The sequence below is a fragment of the Streptomyces xanthii genome (assembly GCF_014621695.1).
In the GTDB taxonomy this organism is placed as follows: Bacteria; Actinomycetota; Actinomycetes; order Streptomycetales; family Streptomycetaceae; genus Streptomyces; species Streptomyces xanthii.
The window spans coordinates 6,596,235-6,619,262 of sequence record NZ_CP061281.1 but is presented as its reverse complement, the minus strand read 5'-3'; the positions used below and the strand labels follow the sequence as shown (position 1 = coordinate 6,619,262).

Annotated in this window: 20 protein-coding genes; 8 read left to right on the top strand and 12 right to left on the bottom strand. The window is 72.2% G+C overall.

Annotated elements, in window-relative coordinates; translation table 11 throughout:
• The first annotated feature begins 13 nt into the window (after positions 1 to 13).
• From IAG42_RS29860 to IAG42_RS29850, 3 genes are all read left to right on the top strand, one after another.
• Complete coding sequence (locus IAG42_RS29860; protein WP_188340056.1) at positions 14 to 2,383, top strand: chitinase C-terminal domain-containing protein; 2,370 nt, start codon at positions 14 to 16, stop codon at positions 2,381 to 2,383.
• 31 nt (positions 2,384 to 2,414) lie between these two features.
• Positions 2,415 to 3,314 carry an RNA polymerase sigma-70 factor gene (locus tag IAG42_RS29855; protein ID WP_223206206.1) on the top strand — a complete coding sequence of 300 codons (900 nt, stop codon included), beginning with the start codon at positions 2,415 to 2,417 and terminating at the stop codon, positions 3,312 to 3,314.
• Between the two features lie 103 nt (positions 3,315 to 3,417).
• Entirely contained in the window at positions 3,418 to 4,152 is a 735-nt protein-coding gene (locus IAG42_RS29850; RefSeq protein WP_188340055.1) for an SDR family oxidoreductase, read from the top strand.
• A 209-nt stretch (positions 4,153 to 4,361) separates the two neighbouring features.
• On the opposite strand, the gene IAG42_RS29845 is transcribed toward IAG42_RS29850, so the two are convergent.
• Positions 4,362 to 5,534: an ROK family transcriptional regulator gene (locus IAG42_RS29845; protein WP_188340054.1), complete on the bottom strand. Its 1,173-nt coding sequence runs from the start codon at positions 5,532 to 5,534 to the stop codon at positions 4,362 to 4,364.
• A gap of 97 nt (positions 5,535 to 5,631) precedes the next feature.
• Here IAG42_RS29845 and IAG42_RS29840 point away from each other — a divergent pair, with 97 nt between their 5' ends.
• Positions 5,632 to 6,876, top strand: a complete 1,245-nt coding sequence (locus IAG42_RS29840) for an MFS transporter (protein ID WP_188340053.1) — start codon at positions 5,632 to 5,634, stop codon at positions 6,874 to 6,876.
• Here IAG42_RS29840 and IAG42_RS29835 read toward each other — a convergent pair.
• Complete coding sequence (locus IAG42_RS29835) at positions 6,836 to 7,303, bottom strand: acyl-CoA thioesterase (RefSeq protein ID WP_188340052.1); 468 nt, start codon at positions 7,301 to 7,303, stop codon at positions 6,836 to 6,838. The genes IAG42_RS29840 and IAG42_RS29835 overlap by 41 nt on opposite strands.
• Before the next feature lie 182 nt (positions 7,304 to 7,485).
• On the opposite strand from IAG42_RS29835, the gene IAG42_RS29830 reads away from it, so the two are divergent.
• Positions 7,486 to 8,901: a uracil-xanthine permease family protein gene (locus IAG42_RS29830; protein WP_188340051.1), complete on the top strand. Its 1,416-nt coding sequence runs from the start codon at positions 7,486 to 7,488 to the stop codon at positions 8,899 to 8,901.
• A gap of 21 nt (positions 8,902 to 8,922) precedes the next feature.
• Here the strand turns inward: IAG42_RS29830 and IAG42_RS29825 are convergent, their stop codons facing one another.
• On the bottom strand, positions 8,923 to 10,041 hold the full coding sequence (locus IAG42_RS29825; RefSeq protein ID WP_188341672.1) for a glycoside hydrolase family 6 protein: 1,119 nt from the start codon (positions 10,039 to 10,041) through the stop codon (positions 8,923 to 8,925).
• 170 nt (positions 10,042 to 10,211) lie between these two features.
• On the opposite strand from IAG42_RS29825, the gene IAG42_RS29820 reads away from it, so the two are divergent.
• Together IAG42_RS29820 and IAG42_RS29815 are read left to right on the top strand one after the other, a co-directional pair.
• Positions 10,212 to 10,925, top strand: a complete 714-nt coding sequence (locus IAG42_RS29820) for a DUF5995 family protein (protein ID WP_188340050.1) — start codon at positions 10,212 to 10,214, stop codon at positions 10,923 to 10,925.
• Positions 10,926 to 11,071: 146 nt separating this feature from the next.
• Positions 11,072 to 12,001, top strand: a complete 930-nt coding sequence (locus tag IAG42_RS29815; RefSeq protein ID WP_188340049.1) for an LLM class F420-dependent oxidoreductase — start codon at positions 11,072 to 11,074, stop codon at positions 11,999 to 12,001.
• A 31-nt stretch (positions 12,002 to 12,032) separates the two neighbouring features.
• On the opposite strand, the gene IAG42_RS29810 is transcribed toward IAG42_RS29815, so the two are convergent.
• Entirely contained in the window at positions 12,033 to 13,739 is a 1,707-nt protein-coding gene (locus IAG42_RS29810; RefSeq protein ID WP_188340048.1) for a flavin monoamine oxidase family protein, read from the bottom strand.
• 361 nt (positions 13,740 to 14,100) lie between these two features.
• Here IAG42_RS29810 and IAG42_RS29805 point away from each other — a divergent pair, with 361 nt between their 5' ends.
• Positions 14,101 to 14,664, top strand: coding sequence for a hypothetical protein (locus tag IAG42_RS29805; RefSeq protein ID WP_188340047.1), 564 nt, complete (start codon positions 14,101 to 14,103; stop codon positions 14,662 to 14,664).
• 11 nt (positions 14,665 to 14,675) lie between these two features.
• Here IAG42_RS29805 and IAG42_RS29800 read toward each other — a convergent pair whose 3' ends face one another.
• From IAG42_RS29800 to IAG42_RS29765, 8 genes are all read right to left on the bottom strand, one after another.
• Positions 14,676 to 15,128, bottom strand: coding sequence for an Lrp/AsnC family transcriptional regulator (locus tag IAG42_RS29800; RefSeq protein ID WP_161300339.1), 453 nt, complete (start codon positions 15,126 to 15,128; stop codon positions 14,676 to 14,678).
• Between the two features lie 37 nt (positions 15,129 to 15,165).
• Complete coding sequence (locus IAG42_RS29795; protein WP_188340046.1) at positions 15,166 to 16,659, bottom strand: amino acid permease; 1,494 nt, start codon at positions 16,657 to 16,659, stop codon at positions 15,166 to 15,168.
• 309 nt (positions 16,660 to 16,968) lie between these two features.
• Entirely contained in the window at positions 16,969 to 18,411 is a 1,443-nt protein-coding gene (locus tag IAG42_RS29790) for a GuaB1 family IMP dehydrogenase-related protein (protein ID WP_188340045.1), read from the bottom strand.
• A gap of 117 nt (positions 18,412 to 18,528) precedes the next feature.
• Positions 18,529 to 18,864, bottom strand: coding sequence for a barstar family protein (locus IAG42_RS29785; protein WP_188340044.1), 336 nt, complete (start codon positions 18,862 to 18,864; stop codon positions 18,529 to 18,531).
• The gene (locus IAG42_RS29780) at positions 18,861 to 19,271 is read right to left on the bottom strand and encodes a ribonuclease domain-containing protein (protein WP_188340043.1); all 411 of its coding nucleotides are present in this window, start codon (positions 19,269 to 19,271) and stop codon (positions 18,861 to 18,863) included. The genes IAG42_RS29785 and IAG42_RS29780 overlap by 4 nt, the downstream gene beginning before the upstream one ends.
• Before the next feature lie 49 nt (positions 19,272 to 19,320).
• Positions 19,321 to 20,304 carry a sugar-binding transcriptional regulator gene (locus IAG42_RS29775; RefSeq protein WP_188341671.1) on the bottom strand — a complete coding sequence of 328 codons (984 nt, stop codon included), beginning with the start codon at positions 20,302 to 20,304 and terminating at the stop codon, positions 19,321 to 19,323.
• A 208-nt stretch (positions 20,305 to 20,512) separates the two neighbouring features.
• Positions 20,513 to 21,199: a ribulose-phosphate 3-epimerase gene (gene rpe, locus IAG42_RS29770; protein WP_188340042.1), complete on the bottom strand. Its 687-nt coding sequence runs from the start codon at positions 21,197 to 21,199 to the stop codon at positions 20,513 to 20,515.
• 78 nt (positions 21,200 to 21,277) lie between these two features.
• The gene (locus IAG42_RS29765) at positions 21,278 to 22,732 is read right to left on the bottom strand and encodes an RsmB/NOP family class I SAM-dependent RNA methyltransferase (RefSeq protein ID WP_188340041.1); all 1,455 of its coding nucleotides are present in this window, start codon (positions 22,730 to 22,732) and stop codon (positions 21,278 to 21,280) included.
• Positions 22,733 to 23,028: the final 296 nt, after the last annotated feature.

The window sequence follows — 23,028 nt, the reverse complement described above, 5'->3', positions numbered from 1 at the left end:
TCGCGCATCACCGATGCCCTCCCCGGGAGGAACCGCCGTGCCGTTCCCCAGACCGCCCAGACGCCGACCGGCCCTGCTCGCCGGCGCGGCCGCCGTGGCGGGGCTGCTGCTCGCCTCGCTGCCCACGACCGTCTCGCACGCCGCCGACCAGGAGTCCTGCCGCCCCGACGGCCTCTACGAGACGCCCGGCGTCTCGGTCCCCTACTGCTCGGTCTACGACACCGAGGGCCGCGAGAAGATGGGAGCCGACCACCAGCGCCGCGTCATCGGCTACTTCACGGGCTGGCGCACGGGCCAGGACGGAACCCCCGCGTACCTCGCCTCTGACATCCCCTGGGACAAGGTCACGCACCTCAACTACGCCTTCGCGCACGTCGACGGGGACAACAAGATCTCGGTCGGCGCCGACGGCCCGAAGAACGCGGCCACGGGCATGACCTGGCCGGGTGTCGCGGGCGCCGAGATGGACCCCGACCTGCCGTACAAGGGCCACTTCAACCTGCTCACCAAGTTCAAGAAGCAGCACCCGAACGTGAAGACGCTGGTCTCCGTCGGCGGCTGGGCCGAGACGGGCGGCTACTTCGGGGACGACGGCAAGCGCGTCGACTCGGGCGGCTTCTACGCGATGGCGACGAACGCGGACGGCAGCGTCAACCAGGCGGGCATCGACACCTTCGCCGACTCCGCCGTCGCGTTCGTCAAGAAGTACGGCTTCAACGGCGTCGACATCGACTACGAGTACCCGACGACCATGAAGGACGCGGGCAACCCGCTGGACTGGTCGCTCGCGAACGCCCGCAGGGCCGGCCTCGTCAAGGGCTACGCCGCCCTGATGAAGACGCTGCGCGAGAAGCTCGACCGGGCCGGCGCGGCCGACGGCAGGCACTACCTGCTGTCCGTCGCGGCCCCGTCCTCCGGCTATCTGCTGCGCGGCATGGAGACCTTCCAGGTCCAGAAGTACCTGGACTACGTCAACATCATGTCGTACGACCTGCACGGCGCCTGGAACGAGTACGTCGGCCCGAACGCCTCGCTGTTCGACGACGGCAAGGACGCCGAACTCGCCGCGGCGGGTGTCTACTCGACCTCCCAGTACGGCGGCATCGGCTACCTCAACACCGACTGGGCCTACCACTACTTCCGCGGTTCGATGCCGGCCGGCCGCATCAACATCGGGCTCCCGTACTACACGCGGGGCTTCAAGAACGTGCAGGGCGGCACCGACGGGCTGTGGGGGAAGGCGCCCTCGACGGACTGTCCGGCGGGCGCGGGCCTGACGAAGTGCGGTGACGGCGCCGTCGGCATCGACAACCTCTGGCACGACAAGGACACGAACGGCAAGGAGTCCCCGGCCGGTTCGAACCCGATGTGGCACGCCAAGAACCTGGAGAAGGGCGTCGTCGGGGACTACGTGACGAAGTACGGCTTCCCGGCGGACACGAAGCTGACGGGTACCTACCAGCGCAAGTACGACTCGACGCTCGTGGCGCCCTGGCTGTGGAACGCCGACAAGAAGGTGTTCCTGTCGACCGAGGACGAGCAGTCGGTCGCCGCGAAGGCCGCGTACGTGGCCGACCGGGGCATCGGCGGCACCATGATCTGGGAACTCGCCGGCGACTACGGGTGGAACGCGGCCAAGGGCCAGTACGAGCCCGGCTCCACGCTCACCAGCACGCTCTACGACGCCTTCAAGTCCGCGAAGCCGTACGGCGCGAAGCGCTCCACGATCGACCTGCCGACCGAGGCGCTCGACATCGGCGTGGACTTCGGCTCCTTCCCGCTCGGCGACTCCAACTACCCGATCTCGCCCAAGGTGAAGATCACCAACAACACGGACGCGACACTGCCGGGCGGCACCGAGTTCCAGTTCGACTACGGGACCTCGGCGCCGGGCAACGCCAAGGATCAGTCCGGGTTCGGCACGACGATCGTCCGCAGCGACCACACCGGCGACAACGTGGGCGGACTCAAGGGCGACTACCACCGGGTCTCGCTGAAGCTGCCCGCCTGGCAGTCGCTCGCGCCCGGCGCCTCCGTCTCGCTCGACTTCGTCTACTACCAGCCGGTGTCGACGCCCTCGAACTGGACGGTGACCTTCGGCGGGAAGACGTACGCGCTGGCCGGCGACCTGGCCCGCGGCACGACCGTCGTCCGGCCGGGCTCGGGCACGCCGACGCCCGACCCGACGCCGACGCCCACGCCGACCCCGGATCCGACGGGCGGCACCTGCACGGCCGCCGCGTGGAACACGGCCACCGAGTACGGCGCCGGAGCGCTCGTCTCGTACGGCGGGCACACCTGGAAGGCCAAGTGGTGGACGAAGGGCGAACAGCCCGGCTCCACCGGGGAGTGGGGTGTCTGGCAGGACCAGGGCGCCTGCTGAACCCCGGGCGCTCTCTGACAGGGTGAGGGTCGTGACGACCGCATCGGAGAGCGCCCGCGCCGAAGAGTTCGAGAGCCACCGCCCGCGGATGTTCGGGCTCGCCTACCGGATGCTCGGCTCCGCCGAGGAGGCGCAGGACGCCGTGCAGGACGCGTACCTGCGCTTCCGCGCCACCGAGCCCGGTGCGGTCACCCGTCCGGGGGCCTGGCTCGCCAAGGTCGTCACGAACCTCTGCCTCAACCGCCTCACCTCGGCCCGCGTACAGCGAGAGCGGTACGTGGGCCCCTGGCTGCCCGAACCGGTCCTCACCTCGGACGGCGCGCTCGGCCCGCTGGACTCGGCGGAGAGCCGGGACTCGGTGTCCTGCGCGCTGCTGGTCCTGCTGGAGCGGCTGACGCCGACCGAGCGGGCGGTGTACGTGCTGCGCGAGGCGTTCGCGTACGGGTACCGGGAGATCGCCGGCGTCCTCGATCTGGAGGAGGCCCACTGCCGGCAGCTGTACCGGCGGGCGACGGGCCGGATCGCGGCGCCCGCGGCCCGTTTCGAGCCCTCGGAACAGGTGCGGCGTGAGCTGGTCGAGGCGTTCGTGGCGGCGGCCCGGGAGGGCGACCTCGTGGGCCTGGAGAAGGTGCTCGCCGCGGATGTGACCTGGTGGGGCGACGGCGGCGGCAAGGTGTCCGCGGCACGCCGGCCGGTCGACGGGCGGGACAAGGTGCTGCGGTTCCTCGTGGGCGTCGGCGAGCGCTATCTGGCCGGTGCGGAGCTGTCGGTCGCGGAGATCAACGGGGAGCCGGCGGTGGTCGCCCGGATGGCGGGCGCGCTCGTCGGGACCGTCGCCTTCGAGGTGCGCGACGGGCTCGTGGTGGCCGCGCGGGCCGTCCTGAATCCCGACAAGCTGGCCTTCGTGGACGCGCAGCTGGCCGCCGCCTGAGGTTCCGGCCCGCGGGCTGTCACGTTCGCGCGGGCCCGCCGGTTCCCAGCTGACGACGGTGTCCCACAGGGGGGCGCCGACGTCCGAAGGGGCTGATGGAGCGATGACCACGATCCTGGTGACCGGCGGCACGGGCACGCTGGGGCGGCTCGTCCACGAGCGGCTCTCCGAGGCGGGGCACGAGGTGCGGGTGCTCAGCCGGCACGCGCGGCCGTACGCGGTGGACCTGCGCGAGGGCGGTCCCGCGCTCGAGCGGGCGGTGACCGGCGCGGACGTGATCGTGCACTGCGCCTCGTCGCCGCGCGGCGGGGACGAGAAGGCGGCCGCGCATCTGATCGAGGCGGCGCGGCGGGCGGGCGTCCCGCACCTGCTCTACATCTCGATCGTCGGCGTCGACCGGGTCCCGCTGCGCTACTACCGGGAGAAGTGGGCGGTGGAGCGGATGATCGAGGCGTCCGGGCTCGGCTGGACGGTGCTGCGGGCGACGCAGTTCCACGAGCTGGTGCGGGACGTTCTGGCGGGGGCGGCGCGGCTGCCCGTGATGCTGTTGCCGGCGGGGGTCGATGATCAGCCGGTCGAGGTGGCGGAGGTCGCGGAGCGGTTGGCGGAGCTGGCGGTTTCGGGGCCGGCCGGGCGTGTGCCGGACATGGGCGGGCCCGAGGTCAGGTCGCTGGCGGAGCTGGGGCGGGTGTATCTGGGGGCGGTCGGGAAGCGGCGCCTCGTCGTGTCCGTGCCGCTGTTCGGGCGGGTGTACCGGGCGTTCCGGGCGGGTGGGCACCTGGCGCCGGGCCACTCCGTGGGGCGCCGGACGTTCTCGGAGTTCTTGTCCGAGGGGTAGGTGGGTTCGTTGTCGGGTGCGGGCCGGTGGGGCTTCTCGCGCCCCGCGGCGGAGCCGCTGACGGACACAACCCCGCGCCCCTGAAGGCGAACGGCTTCGCCGTTCAGCCTTCATCGGGGAAATGCCGCCCGAAGGGCGTGCATTTCAGGGGCGCGGGGAACTGCGCGAGAAGCCCCACCGGCCCGCACCCGGCAACGAACCGCTCAGCCCTACGGCGAGTACACCGCCTCCTGCGCCGCCTCCCGCGCCGTCACCAACGCCCCGCTCAAGACGGCCCCGCCTCCCAGAATCCCGGCCCGCACCTCCGTCACCAGCGGCGACATCGCGGCGAGCCGCACGGCGACCCGCCGGGCCAACGCGTCACCCCCGGCCCGCCCCACCTCTCCCGCGAGCACCACGCACCCGGGATCCAGCACGGCCACCACCGCGGCGGCCCCGATCGCGAGCCGCCCGGCCAGCGCGTCCAGGAACTCCTCCGCCGCACCGCCGGAGGCCCCCGCCGCCTCCCGCACAACATCGAACGCCCGCTCCAGCGGCTCCGCCGCGCCGACCAGCCCGTACTCCCCCGCGAGAGAGAGCACCGCTCCGGCCCAGGCCAGATCGTGGAACCCTCCGTCGCACCCGGTGGCGGACGGCAGTCCCCCCGTACCCGGCACGGGCAGGAACCCGACCTCCCCGGTTCCGCCAGAGGCCCCGCGGCGCAGCACCCCGTCGAGGACGACCGCCGCGCCGATGCCGAGCCCGAGCCACAGCAGCACGAACGTGTCCCGGTCGCGGGCCACCCCGTCGCGCCGCTCGGCGAGCGCCGCGAGGTTCGTCTCGTTCTCCACGAGCACGCGCGCGCCGAGCCGTTCCTGGAGGGCCGGGACGAGGCGGCGGTGCCATTCGGGGAGTTTCGTGGAGTCGCGCAGGGCGCCCGTCACGGGGTCGACGAGGCCGGGGGCGCCGACGCCGATGGTGTGCAGCCGCTCGACGCCGGCCTCCTTCGCGGTCCGTTCGAGGAGGGCGATGGTGCGCTCGACGGCGGCGCCGGTCGCCTCACGGGTGTCGACGGACAGGGACGCCTCGGCGAGCACGGCGCCGAGCAGGTCGGCGACGACGAGCCGGACCCCTTCGGTGCGGACGTCGAGGGCCGCGAGGTGGGCGCGGTCGGCGACGAGCCCGTACAGGCGGGCGTTGGGGCCGCGCCGCTGCGCGCCCGCCTCGCCGACGACCTGGATGAAGCCGGCGGCGGCGAGCCGCTCGACGAGGTCCGCGACGGTGGGCCGGGACAGGCCGGTGCGCTCCTTCAACTGCCCGGCGGTCAGCGGGCCTTCTTCCTGCAGCAGGCGCAGGGCGAGCCGGTCGTTGATGGCTCGGGCGGTGCTCGGTGATGCGGGCATGCCGGGATCCTACGGGGAAACGGGTTAACTATCAGGCAGGGTTCCTGATAGTTTACGGCCGCACGCTTGGGGAGCGACTCGGGAGGGGCCGGGCAGGATGAGCGGAACAGCGTCTGCGGCACATCAATCCACTTACGGACCGAGGGAGTTGAAGCGCGCCCGGTACGCGGTGGCGACCGTCTTCTGCGTCCACGGCGCGGTGACCGGTTCGTTCGCGACCCGGGTGCCGTGGATCCAGGACCACGCGGGCGTCGGCGCGGGCCAGCTCGGGCTGGCGCTCGCCTTCCCGGCGATCGGCGCCTCCGTGGCGATGCCGCTGGCCGGGAGCGTCAGTCACCGGTTCGGCGCGCGCACCGCGCTGCGCGGGCTGCTCGCGCTGTGGACGCTGGCACTGGTCCTGCCGTCCCTCGCGCCGAACCTGCTCACGCTCTGCGTCGCGCTGTTCGTCTACGGGGCGACGGCCGGCATGTCGGACGTGGCGATGAACGCGCTCGGCGTCGAGATCGAGACCCGCCTCGACAAGTCGATCATGTCGGGGCTGCACGGGATGTGGAGCGCGGGAGCACTGCTGGGTTCGGCGGGCGGCACGCTCGCCGCGCACATCGGCGCGGACGCCCGGCTGCACCATCTGCTCGCGGCAGCCGTGCTGACCGTGGCCGGGTTCGCCGCCTGCCGCTGGGTGCTGGACCTGCGCCCGGCCGAGGACGAGGAGGCGCCGCCCCGCTTCACCCTTCCGCCGAAGTCGGCGCTGCTCATCGGCGCGGTCGGGTTCTGCGCGGTGTTCGCGGAGGGCGCGAGCCTGGACTGGTCGGCGGTCTATCTGCGGGACGTGCTCGGCACGTCGGCCGGGCTCGCGGCGGCCTGCACGACGGCGTTCACGCTCACCATGGCGATCGCGCGGATCGCGGGCGACGCCGTGGTCGACCGCTTCGGAGCGGTGCGCACGGTCCGGATCGGCGGGATCGGCGCGACGCTGGGCGCCCTGCTCGTGGTGGTCGCACCGAATCCGGCGATCGCGATGGCCGGATTCGGGCTGCTCGGGCTCGGCATCGCGGTCGTCGTGCCGCTCGCCTTCGCGGCGGCGGGCCGCAGCGGGCCGAACCCGAGCCAGGCCATCGCCGGCGTCGCCACCATCACGTACACGTCGGGGCTGGTCGCGCCCTCCGCGATCGGCACGATCGCCGACGCGACGAGCCTCGTGGTGTCGTTCGGCGTGGTGACCGTGCTCGCCTGCGGGCTCGCGGTGTTCGCGGGCGTGCTGCGCGGCGCCGACCGGGCGCCGTCCGGCGTCGTGGGCCAGGTCAGCCCCGCGGGCGCAGCAGATCCTGCCCCAAGGCCCTGAAGCGCTCGCTCCACGGTGCGGGGCGCAGCGTCGCCGGGTCGAGCCTGACCAGGACGCGCGTCCCGTGCGCGTAGGTGAGCGAGCCGTCGGCGGAACAGAAGCGGAAGCCGTAGGTCAGTCCGGTGCGGCCGAGCCGCTCCAGCCAGAGGCTCACGGCATAGGCGCCGGGCCGCTTGACCGGGGCGTCGTAGGTGATCGTGAACTCCTTGACCGCGTTGCAGAAGTCGCCGGCCGCCGCCCAGTCGCCCTCGAAGGAGAGTCCGCGCTCGTGCCACAGGGCGCTCCAGGCCCGCTCGACCATCACGGGATAGCGGGCGTTGTGCAGCAGCCCGAGCGCGTCGAGGTCGTCGAAGTGGACGGTGACGGGGACGAGCCGGCCGTGGGAGGGGGCGGGTTCGGCGGGGACGGCGAGGGCTTCGGCGGTCACGGGTGCTGCTCCTGGTACGAGTTCGTGCAGAAGGATGCGGGTCATCGTACGGCGACCGGCTAAGCAACCGCTCAGCCGGTCGCGTACGCGCACCGGTGGGCGGCGCGGTACTCGCACTTATGTCGCACTAACATAAGGCGATTGATTCAGGCCACATCAGCACCACAGAAAGCAGACCCACCATGGACCTCGGCGTGCGCTGGAAACTGCACGGCGACGGGCGCACCCCGGCCCCCGGTGCCGTCGTCCGCCCCGACGAGCGGCTCTCCTGGCCGCGGACCATCGGACTCGGCGCCCAGCACGTCGTCGCGATGTTCGGCGCCTCGTTCGTCGCACCGGTCCTGATGGGCCTCGACCCCAACCTCGCGATCATGATGTCCGGTGTCGCGACGGTCATCTTCCTGCTCGCGACGCGCGGCCGGGTTCCCAGCTACCTCGGCTGCTCGCTGTCCTTCGTCGGCGTCGCCGCCGTCATCCGCGCGCAGGGCGGCTCCAGCGCCACGGTCACCGGCGCCGTCTTCGCCGTCGGTGTGGTCCTCTTCCTGGCCGGTCTCGCCGTGCAGCGGTTCGGCGCGCGGATCATCCACGCGGCGATGCCGCCGATCGTGACCGGCGCCGTCGTCATGCTGATCGGCTTCAACCTGGCCCCGGTCACCGCCTCCACGTACTGGCCGACCGACCAGTGGACGGCGCTCCTGGTCATGCTGTTCACCGGTTTGGCCGTCGTGTGCCTGCGCGGTTTCTGGTCCCGTATCGCGATCTTCCTGGGCCTGATCTTCGGCTACGGCATCTCCTGGCTGTTCGACCGGATCTTCGGCCGCATCCACTCCGTGAACGGCGGCGGCGCCGCCGTGGACCACTGGCGCCTCGACCTCTCCGGCGTCGGCAAGGCCGACTGGATCGGTCTGCCCTCCTTCCACGCCCCGTCCTTCGAGTGGTCCGCGATCCTCGTGGCGCTGCCCGTGGTCATCGCGCTGATCGCGGAGAACGCCGGACACGTCAAGGCCGTCGGCGAGATGACCGGCGACGACCTCGACGACAAGCTCGGTACGGCCATCTCGGCCGACGGCGCCGCGTCCATGCTCTCCACCGCCGTCGGCGGCCCGCCGAACACCACGTACTCCGAGAACATCGGCGTCATGGCCGCCACCCGCGTCTACTCCACGGCCGCCTACTGGGCCGCCGCCGGTTTCGCGCTCCTCTTCGGCCTGTGCCCCAAGTTCGGCGCGATCGTCGCCGCGATCCCGGGCGGCGTCCTCGGCGGCATCACCGTCATCCTCTACGGCATGATCGGCCTGCTCGGCGCCCAGATCTGGATCAACGCCGGGGTCGACCTGCGCAATCCACTGAACCTGGTCCCGGCCGCCGCGGGCATCATCATCGGCGTCGGCAACGTCTCCCTGAAGTTCACCGACAACTTCTCCCTGAGCGGCATCGCCCTCGGCACGATCGTCGTCATCACCGGCTACCACGCCTTGCGCGCGATGGCCCCCGCCCACCTCAAGACCCAGGAACCCCTCCTGGACGCGGGCACCTCGACGTACGACGAGAACAGCGCCCCCCAGGACCACGACAAGGGCACCGGCAAGAAGGGCTGACGCCGAGCACCGGCAGGCCAGTCAGTCCGCGAGCTCGAACGCGTAGTCCGGGGTGAACGTGCCCGGTTCGCCCTTGCAGCCGTCGGACTCGCCCGGGAGTTTGACCCACAGGTAGGCGTCGACGCGGGGCAGGCCCGTGGTCAGGGTGGGGGCCTCGCCGATCCTGCGGCCGTCGGGGTCGCACCACTCGCCGTCGGTGGGGGCGCCGTTGCCGTTGCGGCTGGTGTCGATGACGGCCCCGAGCCCCGCGGGCGCGCCCATCGCGGCGAGGACCCGGCGGTCGTAGGCGGCCTCGTCGGCGGTGCGGTGGAAGTTCGAGACGTTGCTGAAGACGCCGTCGGAGGAGGCGGGGGACGCCGCGCCCGCCGCTCTCAGGCGGGCGGCCTGGGTGGCCGGGGCGTTCCAGCCCGAGTGGCCCGCGTCGTAGTAGACGCGGGCGCGGGGGTTCGCGGACTTCATGACCCGTCCCGCGCGGGCCAGTGCCGCGTAGCGGTCGGCGCGCTGCCCGTCGCTGAGGCACTCCGTCTGGGAGAGCGCGTCGGGCTCCAGGATCACGATGACCTCGCGGCCGCCCAGACCCGCCGCGAACCGGTCGATCCAGTCGTCGTACGCGGCCCGGTCCGGAGCCCCGCCGTCGGAGGCGCCCCCGCAGTCGCGCTCGGGTATCGCGTACGGCACGACGACGGGCACCCGGCCCTCCCCCGCCGCCGCGGAGGTCACGGCGCGTACCCGGGACGTGATGCTGTCCGGGGTGAAGTCGGCGAACCAGACGGCGGCCGGCCGGGCGGCTATCCGGGACTCGATGAGCGGGCGGCGCGGGTCCGAGCGGTTGGCCCGCACCCACTCCAGGACCTGTGAGTCACCGTGCCGGTAGAGGCCGGAGGCGGCGGGCGGCGCGCTCGACGGCCGGGGCGGCGCCTTCCTCGTGGGCCGCGCCTTCGGTTTCGGCTTCGGGCTCGGCTTCGCCGACGGCTTCGTCACGGACGGGGTCGGGCTCGGCAGGGCGGGCAGCGGCTGGAGGCTCGGCGACTCGCTGACGACGGGGCGTGCCTCGTCGCCGCCGTCCGGTCCGTCGGCCGTCGCGGACAGCAGGCCCGCGACGGCCCCGGCGGCCACCACGGCCGAGGCCGCCGCGACCATCGCCGAGCGGCCCGCCGCACGCCGTCGCGCCGACCGCCGCTCCGCGAGCCGTCGCGCACGTAACCCTGACACCGCGCTCTCCCCCCTCGTGTCGCCCGCCGTTCCCCCGTTCTGGGGAAGCCCACGGCCTGCCGACACCCGCGTCACCCTACGGCTGGGACCCTTCGTCCATGGCGCAGTTGGAACAGATCGGACAGCCCCGGGCGCTCGCCGGCGGGGTCGACACGGTACTCGCGCGGATGCGCGGGCTCGCCGCGGATCTGCCGCCCATGGACGGCGTGGCCGTGTTCAACCGGGTCTATCTCACGGTCACGGACACCGTCGACCGGGCGATCGACGCAGGTCCCGGCGGGGGCTTCCCCGACCGGGCGGCCGCGATCACGCTGGACGTCCGCTTCGCGGAGCGCTATCTCGCCGCGGTCGACGCGGCGGCGCACGGGCAGCGTCCGCCCGCCTGCTGGCGCCCGCTCCTGACGTTCCGCCGCCATCCCGGGGTACGCCCGCTGCAGTTCGCGCTCTCGGGCATCAACGCGCACATCGGCCACGATCTGGCGCTGGCCGTCGTGGACACCTGTCGTACGCTCGGCTGCGAACCGGAGTGTCTGGAGGACGAGTTCGACCGCGTGGGCGAACTCCTCGTCACGCTGGAGGAGCGCATCCGCGAAGAGCTGATGCCGGGCCCCGATCTGCTCCAGATCGCCGATCCGCTGACCCATCTGCTCGGCTCCTGGAGCATCGAGCGGGCCCGTGACGCGGCCTGGGCCGCCGCCCGCGCCCTGTGGGCCCTGCGCGGACTCCCGCCGCTGGCCGCCGAGTTCACCCAGCGCCTGGACACTTCGGTGGGCCTGGTGGGGCGGATGCTGCTCACCCCGCTCCCCGACTGATCCGACCGGATCCGACCGCATAAGTCTGACGGATCGTCACATCAGGAACACCCGTGTGATCGCCGTGCGTTGAATCCGTGGTACTGACACCTGCACCTGCACACCTGCACCCGGACGACCGATCACGGACGACGAAGGAGCACGGTATGACGACACGACTCGGCCTGAGCCTGCCCCAGATGAAGCAGTACTCCATCGGGCGGGACATCCCCGAGGTGGCCCGGGCCGCGGAGGCCACGGGCTACGAGAGCCTGTGGGTCTTCGAGCGGATCCTCTTCCCGGAGCCGGCCACCCAGGGGCTCTACGGGATACCGGGCCTGCCGTGGCCGGACCAGTACCGCTCGGTCGCCGACCCGCTGGTCTCGCTGACCCTCGCCGCCTCCGCCACCTCCCGCGCCCGGCTCGGCACCAGCGTCCTGGTCGCCCCGCTACATGTGCCGTTCCAGCTGGCCCGCTCCCTCGCCTCTCTGGACGCGGCGAGCGGCGGCCGTGTCGTGGCGGGGCTCGGCACGGGCTGGTCGCACGACGAGTACGCGGCGGCCTCCGTGGCCCCGTTCGAGCGGCGCGGCCAGGTCCTGGACGAGCTGATCGACGTGTGCCGCGCGGTGTGGGGCCCGGACCCGGTGGCGTACGAGGGCGAGCTGACCACGATCGCGCCGTCCGAGGTCGGCCCCAAGCCGGCCGGCCCCCTGCCGATCCTGCTGCCGGCGAACAGCCCGAAGGCGATGCGCCGGCTCGTCGACCGGGCGGACGGCTGGATGCCGGTGTCGATGGGCACCGAGGCCCTCGCGCGGGAGTTCGCCGGGCTGCGGGCACTGGCCGAGGAGCGCGGTCGTACGGCCCCGCTCCAGTCGGTGCTGCGGGCGAACACCCAGTACACGCGGGAGGCGTACACGGGCGACGACCGCGCCCCCTTCCAGGGCAGCGTCGACCAGATCGTGGAGGACCTCGCCGCGCACGCCGAGGTCGGCGTGGAGGAGATCCTCATCGACCTCCAGGGCTCCGCCCGGGACGCCCGGGAGCTCACGGACCTGGCGACGGAGGTCTACGAGAAGGCGCGGGCCGCCGGAGTGTGACGGGCCCGCGCCTGTTGCCTCACGGCCCGGGTCAGTCCTCCGGCAGCTCGACCGGGGCGATCGACTCGTAGAGGTCGCCGGGGCCCGGGTTGGTCGGGTCGGTGGTGCCGCCCAGGTGGTGCATGACGCCCCACACGGCGTTGAGCGCGGTCTGGACGGCGCCCTCGGCCCAGCCGGCCGTCCAGGAGATGTCGTCGCCGGCGAGGAAGAGGCCGCGCCGGTCCTCGGGCAGCGAGTCCTGCATGAAGTGGGTGAACAGGCGCCGCTGGTAGCGGTAGTGGCCCGGCAGGTTCGCCTTGAAGGCGCCCATGAAGTAGGGCTCGTTCTCCCAGGACACGGTCACCGGGTTGCCGATGATGTGCTTGCGGATGTCGACGTTCGGATAGATCTCGCCGAGCGACTTCAGCATGACCTCGAGCCGCTCGTTCGCGGACAGCGGCAGCCACTTGAGGCTGTCGTCGCACCACGTGTAGGAGAGGCAGATGACGGCGGGCTTGTCCGGGCCGTCGTCGAGCAGGTAGGTGCCGCGGGTCATGCGGTCGGTGAGCGTCATCGACATGACGTCGCGGCCGGTGACCTCGTCCTTGTCCAGCCAGAACGGCCGGTCGACGGGGACGAAGAGCTTGCTGGACTCCATGTAGTGGGTCCGCTCGATGGCCGTCCAGTGGTCGATCGGGAACAGCTCGTCGTCGCAGGCCACCTTGGACAGCAGCATCCAGGACTGCGCGGTGAAGATCGCGGCCTTGTAGGTGCGGATGTCGCCGTCGGCGTCCGTGACGGTGATGTGGTTGCCGGCGGTGCGCGCGAGGCGGGTCACGGCGGGGCGGGGCTTGCCGCTGTCGTGCAGGGAGGACAGCGAGGTGCCGGGCGCCCAGTGCACGATCTTCTGCGGCTCGCGCTCCCACAGGCGCAGCGGCAGCTGCTGGGAGCCGCCGACGATGCCGCGGTGGTGGTCGTCGGCCTCGGTGTAGACGACGCGCAGGATCTCGAGGATCGAGTTCGGGAAGTCGGTGTCCCAGCCGCCGGTGCCGAAGCCGACCTGGCCGAAGATCTCGCGGTGCCGGAAGGACTTGAAGGCCTCGGACTCGCACAGGAACCCGTAGAAGGTCTGGTTGTCGAGCTTCTCGACGAGCCTGGCCCAGATCTCGCGGATGCGCGGTACGTCGCGCTCGCGCATCGCCTGGTTCATGTCGGAGAAGTCGGCGCCCTCGTCGAGGCACTTGTTCCAGGCCTCGGCGACGTCGCGGTAGACCTGCGGCAGGTCGTCGATGGTCTGCGCGTAGTGCGACTCGCCCTTGAGGTCGACGACGGTCGAGGGGGTGGCGGGCGACAGCGGGTTGGGGAACGGCTGCGTCTGCAGGCCCACGAGGTCGATGTAGTGCTGCAGAGCCGTCGAGGACGGCGGGAAGCGCATGGCGCCCATCTCGGCGGTCAGCCCGGCGGCGTCCGGCGGGGTGCCCTCGAAGCCGACGGTGCGCAGCCGGCCGCCGATCTCGTCGGCCTCGTAGACGACGGGCTTGAGGCCCATCTTCATCAGCTCGTACGCCGCGACGATGCCGGAGAGCCCGCCGCCGATGACGGCGATCTCGGTGCCCAGCTCGGTCGCGGGTATCTGGCCGAGGCCCGCCGGGTGCGCGAGGAAGTCGTCGTACGCGTACGGGAAGTCCGGACCGAACATGGTGATCGGCGGCTGGCCGTCGCTGTGCGGAACGGCGGTCGTGGGCACCGTGGACGTCATGAGGTGCGGACTCCTTGCGGGTACAGGCCGGCCGGGTGGAACAGGCGCGCCTGTCCCCCGCGCGGGGCGGAAGAGGTGGGAGGGATCGCATCGACGGTACGTTTCCGCCGGTCGGCCGGACAAGACGGGACCGTTGCGTCTGCGGATGCGATCCGTTGCGTGGCACCCGGCCTGAACAGCGATTCGTTGCGTGCCCGCGTGACTCCGCCGTCGCCGGGAGTGATCGCACGGGACGAGAGGCCCTCCGCCGCGCGGCGGAGACGGGTCGCGACCGTGGCCGGACGCCCCGGGCCGCTGCCCCGCGAGATCGTTCTCACACCCGGACGGACCGGGCGAGCAGGGCGATGACTAGGGGTTTTCCATGGCGCGCATCCGCATCCTGGTGGCGACGGCGGCGGCTCTGACGGTGGCGGTGGCCGGCACGGCCGCGGCGGGGACCGGCTCCGCGGGCGGGGGCCACGGCCGGCCCGCGCAGCCGCGCGAGGCGGCGGCCCTGACCGGCACGGCCCAGCTGTGGCGGCCGCCGTCGGCGCACGAGGACATCACGTTCACGTTCGACGCGCATCTGGCGGCGAAGGACAACATGGCGCCGGAGAAGGCGTACGGCACGTTCTTCTTCAGCCACTACAAGGACGGCAAGGGCGCCTGGGCGAAGGGCCGGATCGACTGCCTGATGACCGGCGGGAAGACGGCGGTGATGACCGGGGTCGTCACGGAGTCCGACTCCCCGCACCTGGGCAAGCGCGTCGGCATCTCCGTCACCGACGACGGCCGCGAGGACCGCCTCGGCTACACCTGGTCGAACCCGGACACCGGGGTGCTCGAGGTGCCGCGCTGCATGAGCGCGCCGCCGTTCGAGGTGGTGAAGAAGGGCACGGGCGACTTCGAGGTCCTGCCGTGGAAGCCGGAGTACCGAACCGACTGAGCGGCGCGGACCTACGCGGGCGAGCCGGAGGTGAAGCGGCGCAGCAGCGGGGAGAGCACGAGAACGGACTTGGTCCGCTCGACGAACGGCTCCCCCGCGATCCGCTCCAGGACGCGCTCGAAGTGGCGCATGTCGGAGGCGAAGACCTGGACGAGGGCGTCCGCCTCACCGGTGACGGTGGAGGCGGCCGCGACCTCGGGATACCGCTCCAGACCTCGCCGGATCGAATCCGGCGAGGTGTTGCGGCGGCAGTAGATCTCGATGAACCCCTCGGTCTCCCAGCCGAGCGCGGCCGGGTCGACCCGCACGGTGAAGCCGGTGATCGCGCCCGTCGCCCGCAGCCGGTCCACGCGCCGCTTCACGGCGGGCGCGGACAGGCCGACGAGCTGGCCGATGTCGGCGTAGGAGCGGCGGGCGTCCTCGGCGAGGGCGTGCACGATGCGTTCGTCGAGATCGTTCAGCAAGGCAGGAGGTTCACTTTTCTGCGGTTACTTTCCGCGGCTACTTTTCTGCGACCGCGGGGGCGTCCACGCGGGCGTCCGCGTCGTTCAGGCGGGAGCGGCGCATCCCGTAGCAGAAGTAGAACACGAGACCGGCGGCCATCCAGACACCGAAGACGATCCACGTGATCGTGGACAGACTGCCCATCATCCACACACAGAAGGCGAAACCGAGGATCGGCAGCACCGGCGAGAGCGGTACGCGGAAGGTGCGCTTCATGTCGGGCCGGGTCCGGCGCAGCACGATGACGGCGATGTTGACCAGGGCGAACGCGAAGAGCGTGCCGATGCTGGTGGCGTCGGCGAGCTGGCCGAGCGGGATCGCCGCGGCGAGGACGCCGCAGAACAGGGAGACGATGACCGTGTTGGCGCGGGGCGTGCCGGTCTTCGGGTGGACCTTGGAGAACACCTTGGGCACGAGGCCGTCGCGGGACATGGCGAACAGGACGCGGGTCTGGCCGTAGAGCACGGTCAGGACGACGGACGCGATGGCGATGACGGCGCCGGCGGCGAGCAGCGTGGCCCAGAAGGTCTGCCCGGTGACGTCCTTCATGATCCCGGCGAGCGCGGCCTCGGAGTCGCTGAACTGCTTCCAGGGCTTGGCGCCGACGGCGACGGCCGCGACGAGGACGTACAGCGCGGTGACGATGATCAGCGAGAGCATGATCGCGCGCGGCAGGTCGCGCTGCGCGTTCTTGGCCTCCTCGCCGGCCGTGGAGGCGGCGTCGAAGCCGATGTACGAGAAGAAGAGCGTGGCACCGGCGGCGCTGACGCCCGCCATGCCGAGCGGCATGAAGTGCTCGTAGTTGCCGGACTGGAAGCCCTTGATGCCTATCGCGCAGAACAGCAGCAGGGCCGCGATCTTCACGCAGACCATGATCGTGTTGGCGCGGGCGGACTCACGGGCGCCGCCGAGCAGGAAGGCCATGGCGAGCAGCACGACGATGAGGGCCGGCAGGTTGAAGATGCCGCCGTCGCCGGGCGGCGCGGAGAGCGCGGCCGGGATGGTGACGCCGATGGTGCCGTCGAGCAGCTCGTTGAGGTACTCGCCCCAGCCGACGGCGACGGCCGCGACCGAGACGCCGTACTCCAGGACCAGGCACCAGCCGCAGATCCAGGCGACGAACTCGCCCATCGTTGCGTATGCGTACGAGTAGGAGGACCCGGCGACGGGGATGGTGCCGGCGAGCTCGGCGTAGGACAGCGCCGAGAAGAGGGCGGTGAGACCGGCGATCACGAAGGACAGCGTGACCGCGGGTCCGGCCTTGGGGACGGCCTCGCCGAGGACGACGAAGATGCCGGTGCCGAGGGTGGCACCGATGCTGATCATGGTCAGCTGCCACAGGCCGAGCGAGCGCCGCAGCGAGCCGCCCTCACCCTGGCCGCCCTCCGCGACCAGGCGTTCCACCGGCTTGCGGCGCATGAGGCGGGTACCGAGCCCCGCGGGGACGGGCTCGGTGCGAGGGGTGCGCGGGGGTGCGCCTTGATCCAGCACGGACTGGGCTCCTTCATCGCTGCCTGTTGGGGCTGCGGGGACGGGACGGCCCACTCCCTGACAGGGGACCGCCGAGCAGGCCGTCCTCCGCCACGCCACGTACAGCGGATGACTCTAGAGGAATCGGCTTCCCAGCTGTAATGCAGCAACCTTGCGCACCCCCGCAAGATCGTTGCGCAGGGATCGCACAGGCGGGTGTTCGTTGCGTGGTCCGTTACGTCCGTTGCGTACCCCCGGCCGTTCGGGAAATGGCGAACCCCGCGTCCCGAGGGTGGGACGCGGGGTTCGCGGGGTGCTGCGCTGCGGGGACTAGCTCCAGCTGGCGTGCAGCGGCTTGCCCTCGGCGTAGCCGGCCGCGGACTGGATGCCGACCGTGGCCTTCTCCTCGAACTCGGCGAGCGAGTTGGCGCCGGCGTAGGTGCAGGAGGAGCGGACGCCCGCGATGATCGAGTCGATCAGGTCCTCGACGCCAGGACGCTGCGGGTCGAGGAACATCCGCGAGGTGGAGATGCCCTCCTCGAACAGGGCCTTGCGGGCCCGGTCGTACGCGGACTCGTCGCTGGTGCGGTTCTTCACGGCGCGGGCCGAGGCCATGCCGAAGGACTCCTTGTAGGCGCGGCCCTGGGCGTCGTGCTGGAGGTCGCCCGGGGACTCGTAGGTGCCCGCGAACCAGGAGCCGATCATCACGTTGGACGCGCCGGCGGCGAGCGCCATGGCGACGTCGCGCGGGTGCCGGACGCCACCGTCGGCCCAGACGTGCTTGCCGTACTTCTTCGCCTCGGCGGCGCACTCCAGGACGGCGGAGAACTGCGGCCGGCCGACGCCGGTCATCATGCGGGTGGTGCACATGGCGCCGGGGCCGACACCGACCTTGATGATGTCGGCGCCCGCCTCGATGAGGTCCTTGACGCCCTCGGCGGCGACGATGTTGCCCGCGACGATCGGCACCTGCGGGTCGAGCGCGCGCACGGTCCGGATCGCGGCGATCATCGACTCCTGGTGGCCGTGCGCGGTGTCGATGACGAGCGTGTCCACGCCCGCGTCGAGCAGCTGCTTGGCCTTGCCCGCGACGTCGCCGTTGATGCCGACGGCGGCGGCGATGCGCAGCTTGCCGTTCGCGTCCGTGGCCGGGGTGTAGAGCGTGGCGCGCAGGGCGCCGGTGCGGGTCAGGATGCCCGCGAGGCGGCCGTCCTGGTCGACGGCCGGGGCGTAGCGGCGGTTGGCTCCGTCCAGCTTGTTGAACGCGTCGCGCGGGTCGATGTCCGCGTCGAGCAGCAGCAGGTCCTTGGACATGACCTCGGACAGCTGCGTGAAGCGGTCCACGCCGCTCAGGTCCTGGTCGGTGACGACGCCGACGGGGCGCTGCTCGTCGTCGACGACGACACCCGCGTTGTGCGCGCGCTTGGGCAGCAGCGCGAGCGCGTCGGCGACGGTCTGGTGCGGGGCCAGGACGATGGGGGTGTCGAGGACGAGGTGCCGGGTCTTGACCCAGGAGATGACGTCGGTGACGACCTCGATCGGGATGTCCTGCGGAATGACGACGAGCCCGCCGCGGCGGGCCATGGTCTCGGCCATCCGGCGCCCGGCGATCGCCGTCATGTTGGCGACGACGAGCGGGATGGTGGTGCCCGTGCCGTCCGGCGAGGAGAGGTCCACGGCCTGGCGGGAGCCGACGGCGCTCCGGCTCGGCACCATGAAGACGTCGTCGTACGTCAGGTCGTACGCGGGCTTGATGTCATTGAGGAAACGCACGTGCGGACATCCCAGTCGGTAGAAGGGGGCCCCGGAAGGTTGCCGCCGGAGCGCAAAGCACGTACTTCATTTTCCCACGCGGCCCCGATTCACGTCTCCGGGCCGAACGTCCCAAGGTCAGGGGGCTTGCCTTGGATGATCGTCCGAGCCGCCGAGGGAGAGCAGTACGGTGATCGCGGCGGCCTGGTCGAAGACCTCGACGGCGGTCGCCCACTGCGCCGGGTTGCGCGCCTCGAAGTCGCGCCAGCCGGACACGACGAGGACGGCCGCGCCGTCGGGCATCAGCTGGTGGTCGCCGAGGACGTCGGCGAGGGCGTCCCAGTTCCGGCCGAACCAGGAGGGCAGCGCGAGCGCCGCGGCGATCCGGTCCATGAGTCCGGCCTTGTCCGCCGCTCCCCCGAGGTCGAGGGCGCGCACGGTCCAGTCCGCCGGGGACGCGGGGAGCCCGCTCATCGCAGCACCGCCTTGAACGACTCGTAGTGGTCATCGGTGTAGTACGTCTCGCCGCCGTCCCCGGTGACGATGCGCCGGGCGCCGCGGTCGCGCTCGCCCGGGGTGCGCACGGTGTACTCGTGGTAGTAGCCGCGCCGCTCCTTGGGCAGCTCCCCCTCGAAGTTCCCGAAGACGGTCCCGTCCTTCTCGTACGGGAAGGGACAGCCGGCGTCGATCAGCCGCAGGGTGGAGCGTGCCTCGGCGGGCAGGTCCGCCTCCCGCACGGTCTCCATACCGGCGGCCCAGGCGGGCGCGGACGCCTCGGGTGGGGCGGAGGAGCCCGCCTGGGACGTGTCCGTGCCGGCCGAGCAGCCGGAGACGAACAGACCGAGGCAGACGAGGAGCACGCCGAGCGTCCGGGACAGCATGATCCGATGCTGCCACGGCGCGGGCGGGCCCGCCGGGACGCGGCCCCGGTCAGGCCCCGTCGGGGTCGGCGCGCTGCAGTGCGGGCCGCGGCGCGGGTCCCGCGGTCAGCAGGAAGTCCGCGGCGGCGGTGTCGGTGACCAGGCTCGTGACCAGGCCCGAGCGGAGCACGGCGTCGATGGCGGAGGCCTTGCGCTGGCCGCCCGCGATCGCGACGACCTCGGGTATACGGCGCAGCCGGTCGGCCTCGACCGTGATGCAGCGCTCGCCGAGGTCCCGGCCGACGCGGCGGCCCTGCGCGTCGAAGAGGTGCGCGGACATCTCGGCGGCGACACCGAGCGAGGCGTAGTGCGCGCGCTCCTCGTCGCTGAGCATGTCGTGCACGGTCGAGATGCCGGGCTCCCAGGAGCCGATCGACACACAGGCGACGGTGACCTTGTCGAAGTACTCGAAGGCGCGGGCGATGCCCGTCTGGTTGCGCAGCGCCGCGGCGGTCGCGGCGTCGGGCAGCAGCATCGGGGCGTAGATGGGGTGGGCGTCGCCGCCGGAGACCTGCGCGGCGCGGCGCACGGCCTCCACGGAGCCGCGCTCCGCGGTCCCGGCGTCGTAGACCCCGGTCAGCTGCACGACCGTGCACGGCGGCAGCCGGTCGAGGGCGGCGGCCATGTGGATCGTGGAGCGGCCCCAGGCCAGGCCCAGGACGTCGCCCTCGGTGACGAGCTCGCCGAGCAGGTCGGCGGCGACCTCGCCCAGGTTCTCCGGGTCGGTGGACTCCTCGGCCTCGGCCGGGGACTCCACCACGACCGCGTGCCGCAGCCCGTAGCGGGCACGCAGGGCGTCGGAGCGCTCCGCGTCCAGCTCGGCCGGCACCCGGATCTCGATGCGCACGAGGTCCCGCTCCAGGGCGGTCTCGAGGACGCGGGCCACCTTGAAGCGGCTCACGCCGAACTCCTCGGCGATCTGGATCTTGGACTTGCCCTCGAGGTAGAAGCGACGGGCCATGGCCGCCGCCTGCACCAGCTCCGCGGGTCCCATCCGCAGGGCTGCGCGTCCTGCCGATGATGCGGACACGGCGATCTCCTCACTGCTCTTCTTCACGAATTGCACGTCTTCACGACTCGCACGGCACACACTGCTGTTCACGAACGGCACACGCTGCTGTTCACAACTGGATTTGCTGTTCATCCTTGCAGATCCAGCGCGGTCGATCAGCCCCGATGGCCGCCGTTCACGTATCCGTGGCTCAGTGGCCGCATGCCCAGGCCGCGGAAGCGGTGGCGGTGTCCGCCTGGGTGCGCAGTGCACGGACCGCCTCCGCCGGATCCTGTGCGCCGTATACCGCCGAACCGGCGACGAACACGTCCGCTCCCGCCTCCGCACACCGCTCGATCGTCGAGGCCGACACCCCTCCGTCCACCTGCAGCCACAGCTCGAGACCGTGCTTCGCGATCAGCTCACGGGTGCGGCGGATCTTCGGCAGCATGATGTCCAGGAACGCCTGCCCGCCGAAGCCCGGCTCAACCGTCATGATCAGCAGCATGTCGAGCTCGGGCAGCAGATCCTCGTACGGCTCGATCGGCGTCGCCGGCTTGAGGGCCATGGAGGCGCGGGCGCCCTTGGCCCGGATCTCGCGGGCGAGCCGGACCGGGGCGTGCGCGGCCTCCGCGTGGAAGGTGACCGAACTGGCGCCCGCCTCCACGTACTGCGGGGCCCAGCGGTCCGGGTCCTCGATCATCAGGTGGCAGTCCAGCGGGGTCGAGGTCGCCTTGGCCAGCGACTCGACGATCGGAACGCCCAGGGTCAGGTTCGGGACGAAATGGTTGTCCATGACGTCGACGTGGAGCCAGTCGGCGCCCTGGACCGCCTTCGCCTCGTCGGCGAGACGGGCGAAGTCGGCGGACAGGATGCTGGGGTTGATCTGCGCGGCCATGACCCAAGACTGCCATGCCCGGCGGCCGTTGCCCGCCCCGGTCCAGACCACATCCGGATCCGGAACCTTACGAAACGATCACGAGGTGCGCCGGATCAGCGCCAGGTACATCGCGTCGGTCCCGTGCAGGTGCGGCCACAGCTGGACGTCCGGGCCCTCGCCGAGCCCCGGGACGCCTTCCAGCAGGGGGCGCGCGTCGATCAGTTCGGCCCCGGCGAAGCCCTTCAGGACGTCGTCCACGACGGCCCGGGTCTCGGCCAGGTGCGGGGAGCAGGTCGCGTAGCCGACGACGCCGCCGACCCGCACCGACTCCAGGGCGGTGCGCAGCAGGGAGCGCTGCAGCGGGCCGAAGCCGTCCAGGTCCTCGGGGCGGCGGCGCCAGCGGGCCTCGGGGCGGCGGCGCAGGGCGCCGAGTCCGGTGCACGGGACGTCCATCAGGACCCGGTCGAAGACACCGGGGCGCCACGGCGGGCGGGTGCCGTCGGCGGCGATCACCTGGTACGGGCCCGGGTTGCCGTCGAGGGCCTTCGCGACGAGTCCGGCGCGGTGCGGCTGCTTCTCGGAGGCGAGCAGGGTCGCGCCGCGCTGCGAGGCCAGCCCCGCGAGCATGGCGGCCTTGCCGCCGGGGCCCGCGCAGCCGTCCAGCCACTTCTCGTCGGGGCCGTCCAGCGGCGCGTTCGCGAGTGCGAGGGCGACGAGCTGGCTGCCCTCGTCCTGGACGCCGGCCCGCCCGGAGCGCACGAGGTCGAACGAGCCCGGCTCGCCGCCCTCGGTGAGGCGCACGGCGTACGGGGACCAGCGGCCCGGGAGCCCGGACTCCTCTCCGACCTCGGTGAGGACGGCTTCGGCGGTGGTCCGTCCGGGGCGCGCGACGAGGGTGACCTCGGGCCGCTCGTTGTCCGCCTCGAGCAGGTCCTCGATGCCGGCCCGGCCGCCGCCGAGGGAGTCCCACAGCGCGGAGACGACCCATCGCGGATGCGAATGGACTACGGCGAGATGGTCCTCGGGGTCCTCGTCGTACGGCGGCGCGACCCGCTCCACCCAGGTGTCGAGATCGTGCTGCGAGACCTTGCGCAGCACGGCGTTGACGAACTTGGCGCGGCCGTCGCCGAGCACCACGCGGGCCAGCTCGACGGACGCGGAGACGGCGGCGTGCGTCGGGATCCGGGTGCCGAGCAGCTGGTGCACGCCCAGGTTCAGCACGTCGAGCACCGGCGGGTCGACCTCGCGCAGCGGCCGGTCGATGCAGGCCGCCACGATCGCGTCGTACGTGCCCTGGCGGCGCAGCGTGCCGTACACCAGCTCGGTCGCGAGCGCCGCGTCCCGGTTGTCGAAGTCGCCCTTCGCACGGGCCTTGCGCAGGAGCGGGGGCAGGACGAGGTTCGCGTACGCGTCCCGCTCGTCGACCGCGCGCAGCGCCTCGAAGGCGAGGATCCGTACGGGGTCCTTCTTCGGGCGGCGGTGCGGCTTGCCCGGCTTGCCCTTGCCTCCGGCGCGGGGGCGGTTGTTCGACGGGGCCGGCTGGTCGTTCAAAGGTGCTCCGCTGATGCGAGGGGTGACGATCGCTTCCAGCGTACGTGGGGGGCGGGTCCGCCATCGCCGTAGGGGTGCGCGTGCGATCGCGGCCGCGGCCCGGTGGGGCTACCCGCGCAGTTCCCCGCGCCCCTGACATGCGGACCCTTCGGGTCGCATTTCCCCGATCAAGGCGCCGGGCGCCTGTCATCCGGGGAAGGCGCGGCGAAGCCGCTGCCTTCCAGGGGCGCGGGGAACTGCGCGACCAGCCACGAACCACCCGCACCCGGCGACGAACCGGACCGGCCGAGCCGGAA

What these genes read in the sequence shown, in the direction of transcription:
- IAG42_RS29785 (WP_188340044.1), bottom strand. Translation starts at nt 18,864, where the DNA reads ATGAGCGGGCTCCCCGCGTCCCCGGCGGACTGGACCGTGCGCGCCCTC.
- IAG42_RS29830 (WP_188340051.1), top strand. Translation starts at nt 7,486, where the DNA reads ATGGACCTCGGCGTGCGCTGGAAACTGCACGGCGACGGGCGCACCCCG.
- IAG42_RS29810 (WP_188340048.1), bottom strand. Translation starts at nt 13,739, where the DNA reads ATGACGTCCACGGTGCCCACGACCGCCGTTCCGCACAGCGACGGCCAG.
- IAG42_RS29860 (WP_188340056.1), top strand. Translation starts at nt 14, where the DNA reads ATGCCCTCCCCGGGAGGAACCGCCGTGCCGTTCCCCAGACCGCCCAGA.
- IAG42_RS29775 (WP_188341671.1), bottom strand. Translation starts at nt 20,304, where the DNA reads ATGGGACCCGCGGAGCTGGTGCAGGCGGCGGCCATGGCCCGTCGCTTC.
- IAG42_RS29815 (WP_188340049.1), top strand. Translation starts at nt 11,072, where the DNA reads ATGACGACACGACTCGGCCTGAGCCTGCCCCAGATGAAGCAGTACTCC.
- IAG42_RS29845 (WP_188340054.1), bottom strand. Translation starts at nt 5,534, where the DNA reads ATGCCCGCATCACCGAGCACCGCCCGAGCCATCAACGACCGGCTCGCC.
- IAG42_RS29820 (WP_188340050.1), top strand. Translation starts at nt 10,212, where the DNA reads ATGGCGCAGTTGGAACAGATCGGACAGCCCCGGGCGCTCGCCGGCGGG.
- IAG42_RS29805 (WP_188340047.1), top strand. Translation starts at nt 14,101, where the DNA reads ATGGCGCGCATCCGCATCCTGGTGGCGACGGCGGCGGCTCTGACGGTG.
- IAG42_RS29780 (WP_188340043.1), bottom strand. Translation starts at nt 19,271, where the DNA reads ATGCTGTCCCGGACGCTCGGCGTGCTCCTCGTCTGCCTCGGTCTGTTC.
- rpe (WP_188340042.1), bottom strand. Translation starts at nt 21,199, where the DNA reads ATGGCCGCGCAGATCAACCCCAGCATCCTGTCCGCCGACTTCGCCCGT.
- IAG42_RS29840 (WP_188340053.1), top strand. Translation starts at nt 5,632, where the DNA reads ATGAGCGGAACAGCGTCTGCGGCACATCAATCCACTTACGGACCGAGG.
- IAG42_RS29825 (WP_188341672.1), bottom strand. Translation starts at nt 10,041, where the DNA reads ATGGTCGCGGCGGCCTCGGCCGTGGTGGCCGCCGGGGCCGTCGCGGGC.
- IAG42_RS29850 (WP_188340055.1), top strand. Translation starts at nt 3,418, where the DNA reads ATGACCACGATCCTGGTGACCGGCGGCACGGGCACGCTGGGGCGGCTC.